This is a genomic window from Halodesulfovibrio spirochaetisodalis, assembly GCF_001672295.1.
In the GTDB taxonomy this organism is placed as follows: Bacteria; Desulfobacterota; Desulfovibrionia; order Desulfovibrionales; family Desulfovibrionaceae; genus Halodesulfovibrio; species Halodesulfovibrio spirochaetisodalis.
The window spans coordinates 36,634-56,000 of record NZ_JXMS01000005.1 but is presented as its reverse complement, the minus strand read 5'-3'; the positions used below and the strand labels follow the sequence as shown (position 1 = coordinate 56,000).

At 43.7% G+C, this 19,367-nt stretch carries 22 protein-coding genes; 18 read left to right on the top strand and 4 right to left on the bottom strand.

What is annotated here, in order from left to right; all coding sequences use genetic code 11:
* The first annotated feature begins 44 nt into the window (after window positions 1-44).
* From SP90_RS04250 to SP90_RS04225, 6 genes are read left to right on the top strand one after another with little or no spacing between them, the layout of a single operon-like run.
* Complete coding sequence (locus SP90_RS04250; protein ID WP_066852950.1) at window positions 45-752, top strand: dual OB domain-containing protein; 708 nt, start codon at window positions 45-47, stop codon at window positions 750-752.
* Window positions 753-758: 6 nt separating this feature from the next.
* The gene (locus SP90_RS04245; RefSeq protein ID WP_066852948.1) at window positions 759-1,373 is read left to right on the top strand and encodes a dual OB domain-containing protein; all 615 of its coding nucleotides are present in this window, start codon (window positions 759-761) and stop codon (window positions 1,371-1,373) included.
* A gap of 9 nt (window positions 1,374-1,382) precedes the next feature.
* Window positions 1,383-1,820: a DUF488 domain-containing protein gene (locus tag SP90_RS04240; RefSeq protein ID WP_066852946.1), complete on the top strand. Its 438-nt coding sequence runs from the start codon at window positions 1,383-1,385 to the stop codon at window positions 1,818-1,820.
* Window positions 1,821-1,822: 2 nt separating this feature from the next.
* On the top strand, window positions 1,823-2,428 hold the full coding sequence (locus SP90_RS04235) for a DUF4326 domain-containing protein (RefSeq protein ID WP_066852944.1): 606 nt from the start codon (window positions 1,823-1,825) through the stop codon (window positions 2,426-2,428).
* A gap of 42 nt (window positions 2,429-2,470) precedes the next feature.
* On the top strand, window positions 2,471-3,076 hold the full coding sequence (locus SP90_RS04230; RefSeq protein ID WP_066852942.1) for a Cap15 family cyclic dinucleotide receptor domain-containing protein: 606 nt from the start codon (window positions 2,471-2,473) through the stop codon (window positions 3,074-3,076).
* Complete coding sequence (locus SP90_RS04225) at window positions 3,069-3,449, top strand: mCpol domain-containing protein (protein WP_066852940.1); 381 nt, start codon at window positions 3,069-3,071, stop codon at window positions 3,447-3,449. Before SP90_RS04230 ends, SP90_RS04225 begins: the two co-directional genes overlap by 8 nt.
* 325 nt (window positions 3,450-3,774) lie before the next feature.
* Here SP90_RS04225 and SP90_RS04220 read toward each other — a convergent pair whose 3' ends face one another.
* The 4 genes from SP90_RS04220 to SP90_RS04205 all read right to left on the bottom strand — a co-directional run bounded on the left by SP90_RS04220 (window position 3,775) and on the right by SP90_RS04205 (window position 6,607).
* Window positions 3,775-4,167: a rhodanese-related (seleno)protein gene (locus SP90_RS04220; protein WP_331710483.1), complete on the bottom strand. Its 393-nt coding sequence runs from the start codon at window positions 4,165-4,167 to the stop codon at window positions 3,775-3,777.
* A 46-nt stretch (window positions 4,168-4,213) separates the two neighbouring features.
* On the bottom strand, window positions 4,214-5,410 hold the full coding sequence (locus SP90_RS04215) for an APC family permease (protein WP_066852936.1): 1,197 nt from the start codon (window positions 5,408-5,410) through the stop codon (window positions 4,214-4,216).
* Window positions 5,411-5,747: 337 nt separating this feature from the next.
* Window positions 5,748-5,960, bottom strand: coding sequence for a tautomerase family protein (locus SP90_RS04210; protein WP_066852934.1), 213 nt, complete (start codon window positions 5,958-5,960; stop codon window positions 5,748-5,750).
* A gap of 41 nt (window positions 5,961-6,001) precedes the next feature.
* Window positions 6,002-6,607, bottom strand: a complete 606-nt coding sequence (locus tag SP90_RS04205; RefSeq protein WP_066852932.1) for a flavodoxin family protein — start codon at window positions 6,605-6,607, stop codon at window positions 6,002-6,004.
* A gap of 301 nt (window positions 6,608-6,908) precedes the next feature.
* Here SP90_RS04205 and SP90_RS04200 point away from each other — a divergent pair, with 301 nt between their 5' ends.
* The 12 genes from SP90_RS04200 to SP90_RS04145 all read left to right on the top strand — a co-directional run bounded on the left by SP90_RS04200 (window position 6,909) and on the right by SP90_RS04145 (window position 19,282).
* A complete protein-coding gene (locus SP90_RS04200; RefSeq protein WP_197498758.1) occupies window positions 6,909-7,379 on the top strand; it encodes a GNAT family N-acetyltransferase in 471 nt (156 codons plus the stop codon).
* Window positions 7,380-7,880: 501 nt separating this feature from the next.
* Window positions 7,881-9,029 (top strand): GDP-mannose 4,6-dehydratase, encoded by a 1,149-nt coding sequence (gene gmd / locus SP90_RS04195; protein ID WP_066852930.1) that lies wholly within the window; start codon window positions 7,881-7,883, stop codon window positions 9,027-9,029.
* A gap of 12 nt (window positions 9,030-9,041) precedes the next feature.
* A complete protein-coding gene (fcl, locus tag SP90_RS04190) occupies window positions 9,042-10,001 on the top strand; it encodes a GDP-L-fucose synthase (protein ID WP_066853095.1) in 960 nt (319 codons plus the stop codon).
* A complete protein-coding gene (locus SP90_RS04185; RefSeq protein WP_231895530.1) occupies window positions 9,970-10,785 on the top strand; it encodes an ABC transporter permease in 816 nt (271 codons plus the stop codon). The genes fcl and SP90_RS04185 overlap by 32 nt, the downstream gene beginning before the upstream one ends.
* A gap of 9 nt (window positions 10,786-10,794) precedes the next feature.
* The gene (locus SP90_RS04180) at window positions 10,795-12,048 is read left to right on the top strand and encodes an ABC transporter ATP-binding protein (protein WP_066852925.1); all 1,254 of its coding nucleotides are present in this window, start codon (window positions 10,795-10,797) and stop codon (window positions 12,046-12,048) included.
* Window positions 12,049-12,495: 447 nt separating this feature from the next.
* Window positions 12,496-13,413 (top strand): glycosyltransferase family 2 protein, encoded by a 918-nt coding sequence (locus tag SP90_RS04175; protein WP_066852923.1) that lies wholly within the window; start codon window positions 12,496-12,498, stop codon window positions 13,411-13,413.
* Window positions 13,403-14,221, top strand: a complete 819-nt coding sequence (locus tag SP90_RS04170) for a glycosyltransferase family 2 protein (protein WP_066852921.1) — start codon at window positions 13,403-13,405, stop codon at window positions 14,219-14,221. Before SP90_RS04175 ends, SP90_RS04170 begins: the two co-directional genes overlap by 11 nt.
* A complete protein-coding gene (locus SP90_RS04165) occupies window positions 14,218-15,132 on the top strand; it encodes a glycosyltransferase family 2 protein (protein ID WP_066852919.1) in 915 nt (304 codons plus the stop codon). Before SP90_RS04170 ends, SP90_RS04165 begins: the two co-directional genes overlap by 4 nt.
* A 483-nt stretch (window positions 15,133-15,615) precedes the next feature.
* Complete coding sequence (locus tag SP90_RS04160) at window positions 15,616-16,551, top strand: glycosyltransferase (RefSeq protein WP_066852918.1); 936 nt, start codon at window positions 15,616-15,618, stop codon at window positions 16,549-16,551.
* Window positions 16,532-17,773, top strand: a complete 1,242-nt coding sequence (locus SP90_RS04155) for a glycosyltransferase family 4 protein (protein WP_066852916.1) — start codon at window positions 16,532-16,534, stop codon at window positions 17,771-17,773. The genes SP90_RS04160 and SP90_RS04155 overlap by 20 nt, the downstream gene beginning before the upstream one ends.
* A 1-nt stretch (window position 17,774) precedes the next feature.
* Window positions 17,775-18,530 (top strand): glycosyltransferase family 2 protein, encoded by a 756-nt coding sequence (locus tag SP90_RS04150; RefSeq protein WP_066852914.1) that lies wholly within the window; start codon window positions 17,775-17,777, stop codon window positions 18,528-18,530.
* On the top strand, window positions 18,479-19,282 hold the full coding sequence (locus SP90_RS04145; protein ID WP_197498757.1) for a glycosyltransferase family 2 protein: 804 nt from the start codon (window positions 18,479-18,481) through the stop codon (window positions 19,280-19,282). Before SP90_RS04150 ends, SP90_RS04145 begins: the two co-directional genes overlap by 52 nt.
* The last annotated feature ends 85 nt before the right edge of the window (window positions 19,283-19,367 follow it).

Genomic DNA, 19,367 nt, shown 5'->3' with positions numbered 1-19,367 from the left:
GCTTTTATATTTTTCTTTGTTCTTGTTAGAACTAGGAGATTCATATGAAAGAATACATAGTTACAGATTTGACTCGTTTTAATAATTCAGAACTCGTGTGCACAGCTATTGTTGATTTAGAAACAAATGAATGTTTAAGGCCGACCCCATATTTTAAGGCTGCACAGTGCAGAAAAATAAATATGCATCCCGGAGCAGTGCTACAGGGAACATTCTCGATCAAGGCAGATACGCAGAAGCCTCATGTTGAAGATGCTGTATATGAGCAGGACGTTAAGTTTGTTAGAGTTGCTTCGTCCGAAGAATTTAAAGCTGCGCTTGATGCGACGCTTTCAGAGAGTGTGTCAAAAGGGTTTGGCGTGGATTTCGATCTTGGGCAAAAACATATTCCACTTGACTCGGCTCCTTCAGTATCAATTCTTACACTGAAAATATCCCCCCAAAATTTATCGATTCACGAGGATCAATTTAAAAAAGGGAAATTGAGATTAACTTTTACAGATAATGAAGGAAGCAGATTTTCATTTTTATCTATCACAGATCGTGGGTTTCATGATTACGCGATGGAGCATTATGAAAGTGATAAGATGGATAGCTTAGAGGAGTTTATTGCAAAGCAAGAAGAGGTATATCTTCGTATAGGATTGAGTAGAAAGTATGCCACTCCTGATGGTCGAGAAGGATACTGGTTGCAAGGGAATGGTATTTATACCTTTCCAGATTTTCTGCCTGAGATTCGCCAGTATAAGTAGATTGCTATGCCAGTAAAAAATTTAGTTATATTAGCTAACTCATATAAGCACCAAGGGCGTTGTGTTGCAGGAAAAGACATAAATACTCATGAGTGGGTACGCGCTGTTTCTGATGCTCAAGGTGCAGAAGTTATGTTAGACCGTTGTACTTATGAAAATATTGGTGGAACACAACAGCTTAGGACTAAAAAGGTTTTGTCAATCGACTTTAGTGTAGCTAGCCCTCTCGCCCATCAACCTGAAAATTATATCGTAACTGATGTTCCTTGGGTACAATCGCCACCTTACATTCGGAATGATCTTACGCCATATTTAGATAGCCCTGTCGACTTGTGGGGTGTTTCGAATTTCGTTCCTTTCCAAGATATTTTGAATTCACAAGTAACAATTGGACAGTCTCTGTACTTGGTTCAAGTAACTAACCTGAGATTGTATGTTAATACATTTGATCGCTTGAGATGTGAATTTTCTTACTCTGCAAACATTTATGACTTACCAGCGACGGATCCTTGGTTTAATTCTTTAATGAATCAGGGACGAAGTGGTGACGCGATATTATGCGTTAGTTTAGGTGAGCCTTATCAAGGGAATTGTTATAAAATTGTAGCTAGCATATTTTGAGGAAAAACTATGAAGCTTTACACAATTGGGTTTACTAAGAAAAAAGCAGAAGTTTTTTTTGGTTTATTGAGAAAGGCAAAAGTTACAACTCTAATAGATGTTAGACTCAATAATGTTTCGCAACTTGCAGGATATGCGAAACGTGACGATCTTCGTTTTTTTCTGAAAGAACTGTGTGATGCTAGTTATGTTCACCTGCCAGAGCTTTCCCCAACTAAAGATATTTTAGATGGATACAAAAAAGGAAATATGAGCTGGGAGCGATATGAAAAAGACTATCTTTTTTTATTGAAGAGCCGAGAGCTCAAAGAACGGTTATCATCAATTGATTTGAACAACAGTTGTTTGCTTTGTAGTGAACATGAACCAGATTGTTGTCACAGAAGGCTCGCTGCTGAGTATCTAGCCACATTATTCCCAACCATTGAAATTAAGCATCTATATTAAAAATGAAGACAGTATTAGTTCTGTATCCCCCCGAATTTCGATGCAAAGATAAGTTTGATAGAAAAATTAAGAAAATAGTCTCATGCTTAGGTGACTATTCTTTTTTGACACCAAATGATCACCAGTTCTTTCTTAATTCAATTGTGCAAGATGATCGCAATTGTACGGGGATCTCTGTCAGCGAAGACTGGTCTACCGATGACATCACGCATGCGATAGTTTTTTATGATGGTTTTTGTTTTCAAGATGAGTTGCAATTACTGAAAGATGCTAAAATTCCATTTAGAAATATATTCAGCCCAATTACCCGCGTAATAAATATCAAGAAAGATGAAAAATATTTGGCGCTAAAAGACACTGAAGACTATGAATACATTGGGAGAGGTTCGTACTGGGGAAATCCTTACTCAATGTACGAAGAAGGGGAAGACCGCGATTCAGTTATGCAAAAATATCGATATGATTTTGAGAACGATAAATTCTTGAATAAATCAAAAGAGGAAGTGTTTAAGTTGCATGGGAAGTGGCTTGGTTGTTATTGTAAGCCTGAAGCTTGTCATGGTGATATTTTAGCTGAATTTTTGAACAGTTGGGATGATGGTAGTTAAATTTTTAGTTGACGGTAAGAGTGAAAAGTAGAGTTAGTCTGGATGACAAGTGATGAAGTAAAAAAAGTTGTCTTTCTATCAAGTTGCTTCTGTATTGTTTCAACATTGATTATTTATTTTTTGAATGGCCAAAAGCTGACATTGGACACCTTGAAAAATTTATCTTCTGTCCTCTCTGTTGTTTCTGTTTTTTGGGCGATGTATTTTGCATTTGGATGGAAGCTTCCTTATGTAAAAAAAATTCTCCCTAAAACAAATCTAAACGGCACATGGATAGGAGAATATAAGGCTAACAGTGAAGGAAAAGAATACGAAGGAAAAATTGGACTTGCGATTAGACAAAAATTTTTTTCAATAAAGATAACGTCATTTACAATCAGGTTCCAAAATTATTCATATTTAGAACGGGTTGTAAATGAAAATGAGAATGGCGTACTTCAACTGGATTACGTTTATACTCAAGACGAGAATGATGATGTTGAAGAGAGAGTTCGCAAAGGAGTAACTGAAATTAAACTCGTGGCTCCAGATAAAATGTCTGGCTATTTTTGGACAAATGCTAATTCTAACGGACGAATTTGTGTAACTTTTAAATCAAGAAATCATTACAATTCATTTGAAGAAATAGAGAACGAAGAAAATGAGTAGTAGGTATTTTTATATAGATGGCGATGACATCGGGCTTAAAATAGAAAAATGTTTTATGGAAAATGATGAAGATGGGCTAGCCAGAATCAATAAACATGTTTCAACGGCCATTGATAATATTACAGAATTTTTATGCTCCTCAAGTTGCGAAGTGATTTTCAGTGGAGCCGATGGAATTATTTGCAAAACCGAATCTCAGTTAGAACCAAGTGAAATTTTAGATTATATAAGAGAGACCAATTCGGTATTGACATTCTCAGTTGGAACTGCGGACTCGTTATGTGACGCGTATGTTGCTTTACGATATGCTAAATCGCATGGAAAGAATGTTGCTGTACTTTATGAACATTCTGTTTTTACCATCTTGTCGTAGTATTCAGTGATGGTTAGTTCACTGCAATTTTCTTCTGCGTATCATGACCTTAATGGGTGTAACTAAGGTGTAAGTTCAAATGTTTTTCATGTCGCCAGTGTTAAATGTGCTTCTTCGGAAGCCTTGCAAATAAAGGAATAAGCAGCTTTTGTTATATCTGGCACCTGCCTTTCACGCAGGCGACGGGGGTTCAAATCCCCCTGGGGACGCCAAAGCAAGCAAAAGCTCTTACACAAACGTGTAAGAGCTTTTTTGTTTTGATTCTATGGCCAACGTGGGGTGTATATTCCATTTACCAGGCTAGATGCCCACTCTTGGCTGAGTCCTATTTTTCTTGAACAGGGTATTTGTTCCTATACCAATCCTTCCAGCCGCCTTCCAGAGCGAAAACGTTTGTGTAGCCAGCGTCGACCAGTTTTTGCGCCTCACGGACGCTTGTAAATTCATTTGGTCAAGCGCAGTACAATACGATTTTCGCATCCTTTGCCCAGCCTTTGTTTTTGGTAAAGTCTACAATATCCCCTTTAAGACGGACAGCTCCCCGTATTTTAAACTCACTTCCTTTCCAGTCTGAGCCGGTACGTACATCAATGATGTGGTACGAGCCCATGTCTGCCTTCAGGGTATCTTTGTTGATACGCTGAACGTCGTCGGCAAATGCCGTAGCTACAAATGCCAGGATCATTATGACCAAGGCGGCTAATTTAATTGGTTTCATAGTTACCCTCTCTAAGAATATTTGCTTTCCATTGTACCAAATATTTTTAGGCCAACAACCTTTTCCTGCCTATTGTACCCAGAGCAGTAATGATGACTGCGACGGCAGCAGCTACAAGTAGCCCTTTGAAGGGGGCGTCATGCATCTGTAGTACTGCATACGCAAGGTAACCGCATGCGAACATACCCAATATTTTGAATGTGTTGGCAAGAAAAGAATCCGTGTTTGTGATGGAGCGTGCTGCGTTTGTTCCATAGTATATGAACCATAGAGCAAAGCCTCCGGCGATATAGGATTCGGTAACAGGTTCACCGGCATATCCACGGAGGAGCAGGATTGAAACCGTCAGAGCAGGAATGGCTGTGGCAACAATGTGTTGACCCATTCTGTTGCTGAGAAACGAAGCGAAAGGGCGGGATTCCATAAGTGTGACAAACGGTGCTTTGAGAAATAATAGAATTGTATTGAAGGCAACATAACTGCCAAGAATAATGGTGCATCCCATTATGTATCGCCCGTTTTGTCCCAGTATCTTACGGGCACCAATCATATACGGAACTGTTGAATCAGCTAATCTCTCTGTGCCGGAAATGCTCAGTGAGGCGTAGGCGAATATAGATAGAAATAGTACCGTAATACATAGAGTCAGAGCGTATGTGGCACCAGAATATTTTTTGTTCTTTGCAGAGGGCGCATACAGTTCATACCCGATCAGAAGTGGAGCCATGAAGAGTAGCCCTTCTGAGAAAGGAGAGAGTGCGTACGGTAAAAAGAAGTCAGGAGAACTGGCTCCGCTGGGTGGTGGAATCTGTAGTGAAGCTACTGATAAAAATGTGATAGCGGCTAGTATGGTTATAACAGCAAAGAGCTGTATTTTTCGTGCTGTGTATGACGGGAGCAAGCAGGTGAGACACGAGCATGCCAGCACAATGAAACTGAAGAGAAAATTTGGAAACCAGTGCAGAAAAACTTCGTTGAAAGCATAGCCTGCAACTCCCAGAATTGAGCATGAAAAGAACATCAGTGTAAAAAAACGGACACCGTATCCAAAGGATTCCAGTGCAATAGTGCCAGTTGTTTCACAACTGCGAGCACGTGAAGGGAGAGTTGATATGTGTGTTGCCAAAAGAAATACGATGACAACAAAATACCAGTTTCCGGCTAGCCCGATACCGCTTCCTGTAATCATAAAGGCTCTGGGAGAGAGCAGAAAGCTCATTGCAAGCAAGGCGGCTACTAACATTGTTACCTCTCGAATAGCTTTGGTTTAGTAAGCATAAGCCAGATGATACGTGTATGTGGCTGTTGGAATTGTAGCATACATAGTGAGAGATGATCACGTTAGCGGGTGTATCAAGCCATAAAGTGTACTACTCGGGAGTGGCCTGAAAAAATTAAAAAGGTTTACAGACAGGTGTATCTGTAAACCTGATTATTTTAAGCGTGGCAGGAGGTTATATATATCTGCATGACTGCTAATGCGCTACAAAACTGTCTCGTTAGTCTTTGCACAATTGGCAGTAGCTGATCTGTTATGAAAAAACTCTTCGTCAATATCAAAGTAATCTGTGATGGACTGTTTATGTGTTTTTTTCTGCTTTCAAGCGTGCTTTCAATTTAACCACCGTTTCACCACCAACACCGATATTAGTTTCTTTGTGCTCGTCGATGATGACAGTAACAAACTGGGAAGGTGCGTTGGTTACATCGCATACAACTGTTGTGAGTTTGGTAACGAGGTCTGCTTTCATATCATCCGGCATTTCGCCGCCTACAAAAGTTACGACTGGCATAGTATCTCCTATTTATTCTTCTTTACAGCGTGATAGTATCGTTAAGCCTTGCCAAGATGGCTGGCAGTTAATTTTTTACCGAGGTTTCGGGCAGCTTCAAATGCTTCATCCATACGATGAGTTTCCCATGCCGCAGGGTCACCAAGTCCTCTTATGGAAAATGTTTCTTTGAAACCAAGCCATGTGAAGAACTTTGCATAACGAGGATGAACATCAGCAAATTCTTCCTCGGAGACGCTGCCTTGCGCAGTAATAAATACTAGCTTGGTTCCTTTTTTCAGTCGGCTAGTTGAGGACTGACCGTCATGGTTATAGTTGTCATGAAAATCTTGCGGAAATAAGTGAAAGAGGCGATCAATGAAGTTTTTTGCCTGAGCTGTTACGTCTCCGAAGTAAATTGGACTCGCAATGACCAGCACATCACTCTCGTGCATTGCATCGTAGACTGGAGTTAAATCATCATTGATGACGCATCGGTCTGATTTGCCTTTGCAGGTCATACAGCCAAGGCATCCAGAAGCTGTTAGTTTTTGTGCCTCAAAGCTGGAAATTTCAGTGTCGGGTGCAAATCCATCACAGAGTGCTTCTACCATCTTATGGGTGTTCCCTTTTTTTCTAGGGCTCCCGTGAACAATAGTTACCTTCATTATCTTCTCTTTACTGTTTGTGGTGACAAAGTGCAGCGTGGTGAAATGCACCAGGCATCGGGGTAAAAAATATAGCTGCACATCGCCCAGAGCATCGGATAAAAGTCGTAATTAGCGCGGCTGCTATCTCATCAGATGTCGTACTTTTCTGAGAAGTTGTTATGAATACAGGCAACAAGAACAACGTACGTTATCTTCGCACGCTGGCTCAGTGTAAAAAATGAATGGGTGTTGGTAAGGCAGAGGGGCAGGTAACCCATTGAAGGAGCACAAAAGATTGTGCATCAAAAAGAGGTATACGGTGGCGAGGATAGCAATAGTTCACTATCAGAATGAAATGGCACGGGAGCTTACGGAGTTGTTCTACAGTGCAGTGTACGCAATTCCTGATTCGATCTATTCAGCCCAGCAAAAAGCGGTATGGGCTCCGCTACCGCCGGATTATGTCCACTGGGAAAAGCGATTGGCAAAACGAAAACCGTTTGTAGCTGTTCTAGAATCAAGACTTGCTGGGTTCATTGAGCTGGAGCCTGATGGGCATATTGATTGTTTTTATACGGAACCGGATGTTCAGGGACAGGGCGTTGGGAGCTGCCTGTATCAATATGCAGAACAGGTGGCGCTGGAGCGAGGGGACGCAAAGCTATTTGTTGAAGCCTCACTTGTGGCAAAACCTGTTTTTGAACATTTTGGCTTCGTTGTCAGGAGAGTGAATGCAATTACTCGTGAGGGCGTTGTGCTGACCAATTTTTCTATGGAAAAAGTCTTGTAGTCATTGATGGGGCAGGTTGAGGGGATACATACGTTTGTTAAGTGGTTACGGATGGAGTGGCAGCGGAAAAAAGTAATGAAAGCTAACTTTTTTCCGTAGTTGCGTATTTTGAATTATTGTGATCGATGCTTGACGCTAAACCTAGGTTGGAAGTACTAAAACTCCGATATATGACGCAGCATGTGTTTTGCAGGTTTGTTTCATGAGGACTGCAAAAGTTGAGCTGCTGGGTGTACTGCTTCCAGTTGCGTAATCCTGCCTTTCTTTTCTTTTTTTATGAGTATCAGGGCGTTTTTGCGACTTGGTGCTTCGCAGGAGTAGGCTGACTGGATATTACGTTATTCATTAATGATCGTGAGCAAATAGCATGTGTTCGGATAATGGTTCGATTAGCCGCTGTGTCCGTCTGGTCTGGTATAATCTGTTTCTTCTGGTTTACGAGATTTGACCGCAGGTATGTTGCTTTCTATAAAATTTACAATATATATTAGGATGTTACTAGTGAAAAAAGCGTTAATTACAGGTATTACTGGACAGGACGGAGCGTATCTTGCCGAATTTCTTTTAGAAAAAGGATACGAAGTTCACGGTATCATCCGTCGTGCCTCCCTGTTTAATACAGACCGTATCGATCATTTGTATCAGGATCCGCATGCAGAAAACCGCAGACTGTTTTTGCACTACGGTGATTTGACTGATTCAACGAATCTTATCCGTATTATTCAGGATGTGAAACCTGACGAGATTTACAACCTTGCAGCGCAGAGTCATGTAAAAGTTTCTTTTGACTCTCCTGAGTACACTGCAAATACAGATGCTCTTGGTACTTTGCGTATTCTTGAAGCAATCCGTCTGCTTGGTCTTGAAAAGCACACACGTTTTTATCAGGCATCCACTTCTGAGCTTTACGGTCTGGTACAGGAAGTACCGCAGACTGAAAAAACTCCGTTTTACCCGCGTTCTCCATATGCATGTGCAAAATTGTACGCATACTGGATTACAGTAAACTACCGCGAAGCCTACGGTATCTATGGTTGCAACGGCATTCTGTTTAACCACGAATCACCACTGCGTGGCGAAACATTTGTAACCCGCAAAATTACCCGCGCTCTTTCCCGTATTGCTCTTGGCCTTCAGGAAAAATTGTTTCTTGGTAACATGGATGCAAAACGTGACTGGGGACATGCAAAAGATTATGTAGAAATGCAGTGGCTTATGCTCCAGCAGGATGAACCGAAAGACTTTGTTATTGCTACAGGTCGTCAATTCTCAGTGCGTGACTTTGTGAACGAAGCAGCTAAGGGCATTGGCCTTTCCCTGCGTTGGGAAGGTTCCGGCGTTGATGAAAAAGGCATTGTAGACGGTATCGATATCGACGTATTCAACTCCCTGCATCCGACTGCCAAAAGCTTTGTGAACAATCTGACTGAAGGTGATGTAATTGTGGAGGTTGATCCGCGTTACTTCAGACCGACAGAAGTAGAAACTTTGCTCGGCGACCCTGCTCAGGCTAAAGAAAAACTGGGCTGGACTCCTAAGATTTCTTTTGAAGAAATGGTTGTGGAGATGGTTCGCGAAGACTTTATTCTGGCTTCCAAGGATAAGGTTTGTCAGGACAACGGGTTTAAAGTTTGTGACTATAACGAGTAGTTGGTAGTTTCTGTGGAAAAAACAAGCAAAATTTATGTAGCAGGGCACCGCGGACTTGTGGGCGGTGCCATTTGCCGTCAGTTGGAAGAGCAGGGTTTCACTAATCTTGTTGTGCGCACAAGCGCTGAGCTTGATCTGCGTGATCAGCAGCAGGTGAATGCATTTTTTGAACAGGAACGTCCTGAGTACGTATTTCTGGCTGCTGCCAAAGTTGGCGGAATTTACGCAAACGATACGTACCCCGCTGAATTTATCCGTGACAATCTGTTGATTCAGACCAACGTAATTGATGCTGCATACAAACATGAAGCAGCAAAGTTGCTGTTCCTTGGCTCTTCCTGCATCTATCCTAAATTTGCTCCACAGCCGATGACGGAAGACTGTCTGCTCACAGGCAGCCTTGAACCAACGAATGAATGGTACGCAATTGCTAAAATTGCAGGTATCAAAATGTGTCAGGCGTATCGTAAGCAGTACGGGTTTGATGCTATATCCGCCATGCCGACCAACCTGTATGGTCAGGGCGATAATTTTCATCCGCAGAACAGTCATGTGCTTCCTGCTATTTTGCAGCGTTTTCATAATGCCAAACATGAGCAGGAAGAAAGTGTAACCGTCTGGGGGACAGGTTCACCTCTGCGCGAATTTTTGCATGTGGATGATATGGCTCGGGCGTGCATCTTCCTTATGGAAGAATACTCCGGTCACGATCATGTGAACGTGGGCAGCGGAAAAGAAATTTCTATCCTGCAACTGGCTGAGCTGGTTGCAGAATGTGTAGGCTACAAAGGTGCGATTGTAACTGACCCATCAAAGCCTGACGGGACACCACGCAAATTGATGGACAGCCGGAAGCTGTTTGATATGGGATGGCAGCCGGAGCTTGAATTGCGTGAGGGCATAACCCAAACCTATCAATGGTATCTGGATAATTATGTCAATGGAACTCACAATCGAGGCGGGAAAGACTGAGCGCCAGTACTGGAAAGATCTTTGGAACTATAAAGAATTATTTCTCATTCTTACATGGCGAGATATTGTGGTGCAGTACAAACAGACTGTCGTAGGCATTCTGTGGGCAGTACTGCGCCCGTTGCTTACTATGCTCGCTTTTACCTTTGTGTTCGGCAGCGTTGCCAAGCTGCCGTCTGAAGGAAATGTCCCGTACGCCCTCATGGTGTACTCTGCCATGCTCCCCTGGCAGCTCTTCTCTACGGCGCTGAGTTCAGCTTCAAATGCGCTGGTCGTAAATGCCAACCTTGTGTCCAAGGTATACTTCCCCCGTTTGCTTGTCCCCACTGCAACAGTTGGTGTGGCGATAGTCGACTTTCTTCTCTCAATGGCTATTCTTGGTGTGATTATGTGTATCTACAGATACCTGCCGCCGATTCAGTTTTTTGCAGTTATCCCTCTTGCTCTGCTCGGAAGCGTCCTTGCGCTGGGTCCCGGTTTGTTATTGTGTTCTCTGAACGTAACATACCGTGACTTTAGATATATTATCCCGTTCATCACCCAGTTTGGTTTGTATGTTTCGCCTGTTGGCTTCTCGTCCTCTGTTGTTCCTGAGAAGTGGCAGGCGTTATTTATGTGTAACCCAATGGTCGGGGTTATAGACGGGTTCCGTTGGGCATTGCTCGGTACGGTAGAGTTTCCAGTAAAACCTTTGCTGATTTCCGTTGTGTTCGCAACAGCGTTGCTGGTTACAGGGGTAAAAGTGTTTCGAAAAACAGAGAAAACCTTTGCGGATGTAATTTAGGAGAAGTTCATGAAACCGATTATTTCCGTAGAGAATCTGGGCAAGCAGTACCTGATCAAACACAAAGAATCCCGCGGGGGATACCGTTCCTTGCGTGAAGAGCTGTTTACCATCCCGAAGCGTCTTTTTTCAAAGCAGGAACATGCAGAAATGTTCTGGGCGTTGCAGGACGTGACGTTTGATGTGCAGCAGGGAGAGCGCATCGGGATTATCGGGCGCAACGGTGCGGGGAAGTCTACCTTGCTTAAACTTCTTTCCCGCATAGCTGAACCGTCAACGGGCAGGATCACGGTACGCGGGCGTGTGGCTAGTTTGCTAGAAGTAGGTACCGGATTTCATCCAGAACTGAGCGGTAGAGAAAATATTTATCTTAACGGTGCGATTCTTGGGATGACCCGTAATGAAATTCGGAAAAAATTTGATGAGATCGTTGATTTTGCAGGTGTGGAACGATTTCTGGATACTCCGGTAAAACGGTATTCCTCCGGTATGTACGTTCGACTGGCCTTTGCTGTTGCGGCTCACCTTGAGCCGGAAATTCTGGTTGTGGATGAAGTGCTTGCGGTGGGCGATGCTGAATTCCAGAAAAAATGTCTCGGAAAGATGGAAGAGGTGAGCAAGGGCGATGGCAGAACTGTGCTGTTTATCAGCCATAACATGGAAGCCGTTAAGCAGCTTTGTAATCAGGTTATGGTGCTGGACTCCGGTAAGATGCTTGCCATGGGCAACGATACTGGAAAACTTATCGAGAGTTATTTTGCGCCGCAAAGTGGACCAACAGTGTGGAAAGGGCGCGAAACTTCCAAGTTTTTAACCGTCACCGAGTTTGGATTGAAGTCTTTTGAGGGCGAAATGTTGTCCCGCCCTGTGGGGATTGATGAAGATGTTGTCTGCTACGTTGAGTGTGAGCTTGAGGAGGTACATTCTTCTTTTAATATAGGTGTTGCCGTGTACTCCAGAGAAGGGCGATGCCTTTTCTGGACATTTACCACAGACGGGCCGGAAGACTCATGGCCTGAACTGAAGATTGGACGGAATATATTGCAATTTACCATTCCAAAATTGTTTTTGAATGAAGGTGAGTATTATGTGGAACTCATGGCGTCCCTTCATCAGATAGCGTGGTTATTCGAACCGGTGGCAACGCCTGTGGTATTCCATTTTACAGTCGAAGGCGGCTTTTCGCTTTCACCGCTTTGGCTGGAAAGCAGACCGGCACAGTTGGCTCCTTTTTTTGTATGGGATAACGCCGAAAGCGCATAATCGTAGTGTAGAAAAAAGCGGTAATAATGATTGAAGAGCTGAACATGTGTGTTCAGCTCTTTTTTTGTCTGAACTCCAAATGTGTTTGCTGTCTTTACTAGTGCTGCATGTTTTAAACTAATGTCGTTGGTTATGTGAATAGTAAAAAGCGGACAGGTGATGCGGTTGCGATGAAGAGTCTTTGTGTTTTTGAGAGGATAGAGGTTGGATGATGTGCTCTTGGTAAGAAAAAAAGTGCATGCGCTGATGTTGTTGATAGCAAGCTTCCAAGTAACAGCGACCGAGAACATTGCCACGTGATGTAAGGGCAATGATATTAGCAATATAATTCTTTTTTGAGATAGTGCTTTCAGTTATAGGACAAACTAATATCCTATAATCAGTGTAGTATTTTTATAGTTTGAAAAGTTAATTTTTTGCTTATGTTAAGGTTTTTTGGAGTGAGAAATGGTTCCCAAAGTATCTATATTGCTGCCAGCGTATAATCAGGAAAAATATATTGAAGAGACCGTGGAGAGCATTCTCTCCCAGACATTTACGGATTTTGAATTTATTATTTTAGACGACGCTTCAAGTGATAGAACAGCAGAGCGTATTCAAACTTTTGAGGACGAACGGATAACGTTTTATCAAAATGCTGAAAACTTGGGTAGCGTGGGGACATTGAACAAAGGCTTAGCTCTTTGTCGTGGTGAATACATAGCTCGCATTGATGGTGACGATATTGCCTATCCTGACCGTCTTGCAAAACAGGTTGCATTTTTAGATTCCCACCCGGATGTGGGAGTTGTTGGCTCGGCAGTGCAATGCTTTTCTGACAGTGGAATGGGGAAAGTCATGCGCTATGAAACAGATAGTGCAGCACTCTTCAGTTCCTTTTTGCTGGCAGAGACGTCAATGGTGGCACATCCGGCAGTGATGATGCGTCGCTGCCTTTTTGAAGGAGGTATTCAATACTCGCAGGAACATTTTTATGCAGAAGATTACAAACTCTGGAATGATCTGAAATGGCACACTCGGATAGCTAATATGTCAGAGGTGTTGTTGAAGTATAGGATTCATCAGGCTTCGATGAGTCGGAGTAAGCCAGAGTTGCAAGCAAATTTACGAACCTCCATAGCTGCCGCGGAATATGAGCGATTTCTTGGTGAGGATGTAGGGGGGTGTAAATCCACAGCAAGAGAGATGTTTGCTTCGCTTAGCTATTCGCAACTTGTGCGGCTAGTGTGGGGACTACAACAACAAATAGGGATGGTTAATGCTCTAAAAGCAGTTGGTGGGGCTGTGTTGCGCGTCAAAGTTATTCCACCTTTGGTTGCTGTAAAACATATGATGGAGAGGATGGTGGGGCAGTATGCTGAATAATGTTACAATCATTGTAAAAGCGTTTGAACGTCCTGACTCGCTTGTTGCCTTGTATCAATCCATACGGAAGTACTATCCTAAGATTCCGATTGTGATTGTAGATGACGGAAAGAAACCGGCTCCTCAGCACATCTTTGATGTACGTACGAAGTACGTTCGTACAGAGTATAATATTGGCGCATCAGCCGGAAGAAACCTTGCTCTATCGCATGTGGAGACAACGTATATTGTACTGGTCGATGATGATTTCGTTTTTACAGAAAAGACCAAGTTGGAACGCATGCTGGACGTGCTTGAAACAACCAATATCGATATTGTTTCTGGTGTGATGTATGATTTTGGAAAGATACGGCGAAGGTTTGCTGGTTGTTTTGATGTGGTTAACGGTGTGTTTACGTTGCGGCCGGGTGAAACATTTGGTGAGTCGGCTGGGCATAAGTTGTACCATATTGTTTTAAATTTTTTTATGGCGCGCACAGAAACTATTCGTAGTGTTCAATGGGATCCGGAATTGAAGACGGGAGAGCATAAAGAATTTTTCATTCGTACTAAAAAACAGGGGATTACCTGCACCGTGCTCGATGATGTTTCGATATATCATTATCCTGAACAGCATGGTGACTATGTTGCTTTTCGTAGCGCTGCGCGTGAATTTGAAGAGCTTGCGTTCAAAAAACATGGAATCCACAAAGAACGGATTATCGAACCTGTCTCAGTCAGGAGTGTGTGCAATGGAGTGAAGAATTTTTTACGTAAGTCTTCGCTCCTTGTTTCGTTTGTTCACTTTGTGAAAAGGAGACTGGCATGATTTCAGTTATAGTATGCACATATAATCGTGCGGCTTTTTTGAAAACTTGTCTGGAGTCTCTTTTGACACAGTCTGTTGCAACGGAATTGTTTGAGGTTGTTGTGGTGAACAATAATTCAAACGACACCACTGCGGAAGTTGCCGCATTGTTTCAAAGTGAATTTCCTCGGTTTGTATATGTTGAGGAGAGTTGGCAGGGACTGAGTTATGCCCGTAATGCAGGGGTACTGGCAGCCACCGGAGACTGGGTTGCGTTTTTAGATGATGATGCTGTTGCAAGGACGAACTGGGTAGCAAAGCTTGTTGAAACAAGTACAAAAGGTGACTTTGATGTTTTTGGCGGGGTCTACACAGCATGGCATGCTCTTCGTGAACGCCCCAAGTGGTTTTCTCCGGAGTGGGAAACAAATGTAGCTGTTGCCAGTGAGTATTCGGTTCTTAAAGAGGGGTACCCTTCAGGAGGGAACTGTGCTTACCGCCGGGCGTTACTGCTGGAAGGAGAGGGGTTTCCAACTAACTTGGGAATGAAAGGTAACGGGACTGCATATGGCGAAGAGACAGCCGTTATTGATAGGTTACGTAAAAACGGCGCAGTGGTGGGGTTTGTTCCTGATATGATTATCGATCATTGCGTCATAGACCGGAAATATTCTCTAGGGTGGCGACTGAAGCGGTCATTTGCCACTGGAAGGGATACTGCATCTCTCTGGAAAGAGAATTCTGCGGTTGATCTGGCAAAGCCTGTGATCAAGTGCGTGTATTATCTGTTGAGTTGTCCTTTGAAAGTGGTCTGGCTGTTTTTAGCAAGAAGAGATTATTACTGGCAAAATGCCGTGCTCGATTTGTTTTCGGGCATTATGCTTAATCTTGGCAGAATTGCTGGCGGTATTCAAAGCAGATTTCAGGGATGAATGCTACGGTGTGAACTCTTTTTTAACGTATGGTGTGCGACACAGTCAGGCATGCGTAACTGTTGGGGCGCAATATGATGTTGCTTTTTCTTGCTAGCGTTTACCAGTCTTTAAACATAAGGCAATAAGAGTTGTTGACGGGACGGTGATGTCAGGCTAGCAACCTTCAGTGATAATGGATTGGAGTGAGCAGGAAGCTTTTATTGCTTATACTTTTTCGAGAGATGTCGAACTGGATTTTTTTTGATGGTCTCAAATTATTCAGGGCGGCGTGAACAGGCGGCAGTTTGTCCGCCTTGTTTTGTGTTGTGGGGTAAGCAATTTTTTGCATATTGAATTTCTTGCTTCTCTGTCTTTTTATGTTTTGTGGTGGTGACATGCGGGTGAGAATGGGTAAGAATGCCCGAGTCGCACCGCAGTGTAATACTGCTCAACCCAAGTTTTTTTCTGCCTGATTTACCTGCTTGTTGTGAGGAAGACCTGATGTCTGTAAAGTTAGCGCCTGTTGCACTGTTTGTGTATAACCGTTTGGATCATACACGTCGCACTGTGGAAGCATTGCTTCAAAATACACTTGCCGCACAGAGTGATGTTTTTGTATTTTGTGACGGAGCAAAAGAGTATGGCGATCCTTCAGTGCAGGCGGTACGTGACTACATCAGGACTGTTTCCGGATTCAGTAGTGTAACGGTTGTAGAACGTGATTCAAATGCAGGGCTGGCAACTTCTATCATAGAAGGCATCAGTGATGTAGTGGACAAGTACGGTTCAGTAATTGTACTTGAAGACGATTTGATTACGTCGCCATATTTTTTGGAGTACATGAATACTTGCTTAGTGCAGTATGAACGTACTGAAGCAGTCTTTTCTATTGCAGGTTGGTCGCCGCCGACACTGGCTGATGCTGTGTCTGAATATTCTGTGGCATATTTGCCAAGGAACTGTTCATGGGGGTGGGCAACATGGAAAGACCGCTGGGCTTCTGTTGACTGGAATGTTTCCGATTATGCAACATTCAAAACATCCCGTGCACGACAGAACGAATTTAATCGCGGCGGGGTAGATTTAAGCAGAATGCTTGCAGCACAGATGAAGGGAACAATTAATTCTTGGGCTATCCGTTTTTGTTATTCTCAGTATGTGCAGAATAAGCTCACCGTGTTTCCGCTCCGGTCATATGTTGAGAATATAGGTTGTGACGGCAGCGGTACTCACTGCGATACAAGCGTTGTTCAGCAGGCGGCAGTTGCAGAAGAACAATTGCTGCATTTTCCAGAGGCAGTACAGATTGATCCTGCTGCTCTGGAGTGTTTTGCTGCTTTCTACAGACCGGCTCCTTTCATGCTCCGGCTTATTAATAAGATTTCACGCACCGTAACGGGAAAAAACATCATCGCTTATGAAAATACTGCATCTTAATACGTATGAAAAAGCCGGTGGCGCTGCCATTGCTGCAAACCGTCGGCATCAGGCTATGCTGAAACTGGGTGCAGATTCCACACTGGCTGTCGTTGGTAAAGAAACTGACGATACTTCAGTGCATTCTTTTTACGGAAAAGCAGGAAAAGTGCTCAGGCCGTTCAGACAGGTGCCTGACTATATTCTTCCGCGCTTGTACCGTGGAAAAGATGAAACACTTTTTTCTCCTGCGCTTTGGCCTTCCTTTTTGCATCGCAAGATTGCATCTCTTCCTTCTGACATTATCCAGCTTGAGTGGATTTGTGACAGCTTTTTATCTGCTGCCTCTCTAGGTAAACTTGAAAAGCCAGTAGTCTGGACGTTGCAGGATGCATGGGGGCTTACCGGCGGGTGTCATATTCTGAAAGGATGTGAGCGATATAAGGCTGAATGCGGTAACTGTCCTCAGCTTGGCAGTTCTCGACAGAAGGATTTATCTCACTATGCGTGGCGGGCGAAAAAAAGTGCATACGCCAAGTGCAAGCCGACCATTGTCACTCCGAGTAAGCGCATGTGCCGTCTTGCAGAAGAAAGCAGCCTTCTCAGTGATTGTACCGTAAAATATATTCCCAACGGTATTGATGAACAGCAGTTTTTCCCTGTGGGGAAAGATGTTGCGCGTAAGTTATTGCACTTGCCGGAAGATGCGAAAATTGTTCTGTTCGGTGCCATGTCTGCGAGTTCAGACAAAAACAAAGGGTACGACCTTTTGCTTTCTGCGTTGCAACGTCTCAAAAGCAGCGGTGAGGAAAATGTTCACTGTGTTATCTTCGGTGCGACACATGGTGAGCCGTTACCGTTCCCGACCCATTACCTTGGAATGCTGCATGATGCTGTCAGCATTAACCTTGCATATAATGCAGCGGACGTATTTGTCTGTCCTTCCCGCGAAGAGAATTTTCCCAACACTGTGCTGGAATCACTCAGTACAGGAACACCGGTTGCGGCGTTCAGCATCGGCGGTATTCCGGACATAGTTGCGCATACGCAGACCGGTTACCTCGCACCGGCATATGATACTGAAGAATTAGCAAAAGGTATTGCCTTTATTATACAGGATGCTGCCCGTCTGAGTGAGATGGAAAAAGCATCCCGTGCACTTATTGAAGAACAGTACCGCATTGAGACGATAGCTAAACGCTATCTTCAGCTTTACGAATCTATTTTGGAAAACAGGGTGTAGCGTGTCTCCTCTTTTTACGATTATTACCTCCACATTCAATGCTGCAGAAGCGATTCCTGATTTATTGGAGTCATTAGCTAACCAGACATTTCGTGACTTTCAGTGGATTGTGCAGGACGGTCTTTCCACAGATGGCACTGTTGAACTGGCTCGTTCCTATGCGGACAGAATTCCTAACATGAGCATTGAGAGTGCTCAGGATTCCGGCATTTACAATGCATGGAATAATGCGCTTTCCAGAATCGAAGGGCAGTGGGTATTGTTCCTCGGAGCGGATGATGTGTTTATGCATAACGACTCACTTGAACAGCTTGCGGCGTTTATTGTGGCAACTCAGGTAGATGATGTTGCCTACATTGCATCGGATGTGATGCTCGGTTCCAGAATGCTGCTGGCCGAAGTGCCGTTGACCAACAGACTCAAGCGTCAGATGACGTTGCCGCATCAGGGCTTGTTGCACAGTAGCAAGCTGTTTACGTCCACGAGTTTCCGCGATTCATACAAGATTGCGGGGGACTACGATTTTCTTGTCCGTACTCTTTCCTGCGGGAAGGTAATTAAATATCCGCGTGTCATTTCCCGAATGGGCGAAGGCGGGATCAGCCAGCAGTGGAAGTTTAAGTCACGTATGCACAAAGAGTATGTGGCCATTATCCATAAGCATTTTGGCTGGCGTTTTTCTATGGGAATTCCGTTTGCGAAACTGTGCGTTTCAACAACGTTGAACTGCTTACAGCGACTGATTCCATGCCGTTAGTTTCCATTATCACTCCAGTGTACAACAGTACGCAGTTTCTTTTGGAAACATATGCCTCTGTTCTTGCGCAGACGTTTGAAGACTGGGAGTGGATTCTCGTGGATGACTGTTCGCCTGATGGCAGTTTGGAGTTTATGCAAGCTTATCTTACTGATGATCGGGTGCGTATATATTCAAATACGGAAAACCATGGAGCGGGGTATACCCGCAACGCCGCAATTCGTCAGGCTAATGGAAGATTCATAGCGTTTTTAGATGCGGATGACGTGTGGGAGGCTGATAAGCTTGAATGTCAGTTGCAAGTTATGCAACAGGCAGATGCTGCAATTTCTCATACTGCGTATTCGTTCATAGACGAGCAGGGCAATCCCCGTTCCGGAAAAGTTTCTGTGACTGATGAGCTTTCCTTACGAACGTACATGAAGACTACAGAGATCGGCTGCAGTACCGCAATGATCGATCGGGAGAAGATTCCGAATGTACGGTTTGTCAGCTCTCGAACTCGGGAAGATACCTTGCTGTGGATTTCTCTACTGGGTAAAGGCTATGTTTCCGTTGGGATCAACAAGCCGTTGCTACGGTACCGAATTTCTTCCACGCAGACGACTCGTCCTTCGCAACTTCTTAGAATGGTGTATTTAACGCTGTGTATCTATTTGAAAGCGAAGAATATTCCTATATATGAAAAGTATTATTACTGGGGACGCTATCTGATTAACGCAGTGTATAAGCGTCTTAGACCGGCAGAGTAACTGCACGGTTCAGCTCCGGTTTTGTTGATAGTAAAGCGTGTGCATCTTGCGCCGTTATGAATGAATAGCTGTTACGAAATAAAGA

Coding starts and splice junctions, on each gene's coding strand:
- SP90_RS04160 (WP_066852918.1), top strand. CDS start 15,616: ATGTCTGTAAAGTTAGCGCCTGTTGCACTGTTTGTGTATAACCGTTTG.
- SP90_RS04165 (WP_066852919.1), top strand. CDS start 14,218: ATGATTTCAGTTATAGTATGCACATATAATCGTGCGGCTTTTTTGAAA.
- SP90_RS04215 (WP_066852936.1), bottom strand. CDS start 5,410: ATGTTAGTAGCCGCCTTGCTTGCAATGAGCTTTCTGCTCTCTCCCAGA.
- SP90_RS04205 (WP_066852932.1), bottom strand. CDS start 6,607: ATGAAGGTAACTATTGTTCACGGGAGCCCTAGAAAAAAAGGGAACACC.
- SP90_RS04245 (WP_066852948.1), top strand. CDS start 759: ATGCCAGTAAAAAATTTAGTTATATTAGCTAACTCATATAAGCACCAA.
- SP90_RS04170 (WP_066852921.1), top strand. CDS start 13,403: ATGCTGAATAATGTTACAATCATTGTAAAAGCGTTTGAACGTCCTGAC.
- SP90_RS04250 (WP_066852950.1), top strand. CDS start 45: ATGAAAGAATACATAGTTACAGATTTGACTCGTTTTAATAATTCAGAA.
- SP90_RS04235 (WP_066852944.1), top strand. CDS start 1,823: ATGAAGACAGTATTAGTTCTGTATCCCCCCGAATTTCGATGCAAAGAT.
- SP90_RS04230 (WP_066852942.1), top strand. CDS start 2,471: ATGACAAGTGATGAAGTAAAAAAAGTTGTCTTTCTATCAAGTTGCTTC.
- SP90_RS04185 (WP_231895530.1), top strand. CDS start 9,970: ATGGAACTCACAATCGAGGCGGGAAAGACTGAGCGCCAGTACTGGAAA.
- SP90_RS04210 (WP_066852934.1), bottom strand. CDS start 5,960: ATGCCAGTCGTAACTTTTGTAGGCGGCGAAATGCCGGATGATATGAAA.
- SP90_RS04175 (WP_066852923.1), top strand. CDS start 12,496: ATGGTTCCCAAAGTATCTATATTGCTGCCAGCGTATAATCAGGAAAAA.
- SP90_RS04225 (WP_066852940.1), top strand. CDS start 3,069: ATGAGTAGTAGGTATTTTTATATAGATGGCGATGACATCGGGCTTAAA.
- SP90_RS04180 (WP_066852925.1), top strand. CDS start 10,795: ATGAAACCGATTATTTCCGTAGAGAATCTGGGCAAGCAGTACCTGATC.
- SP90_RS04240 (WP_066852946.1), top strand. CDS start 1,383: ATGAAGCTTTACACAATTGGGTTTACTAAGAAAAAAGCAGAAGTTTTT.
- SP90_RS04155 (WP_066852916.1), top strand. CDS start 16,532: ATGAAAATACTGCATCTTAATACGTATGAAAAAGCCGGTGGCGCTGCC.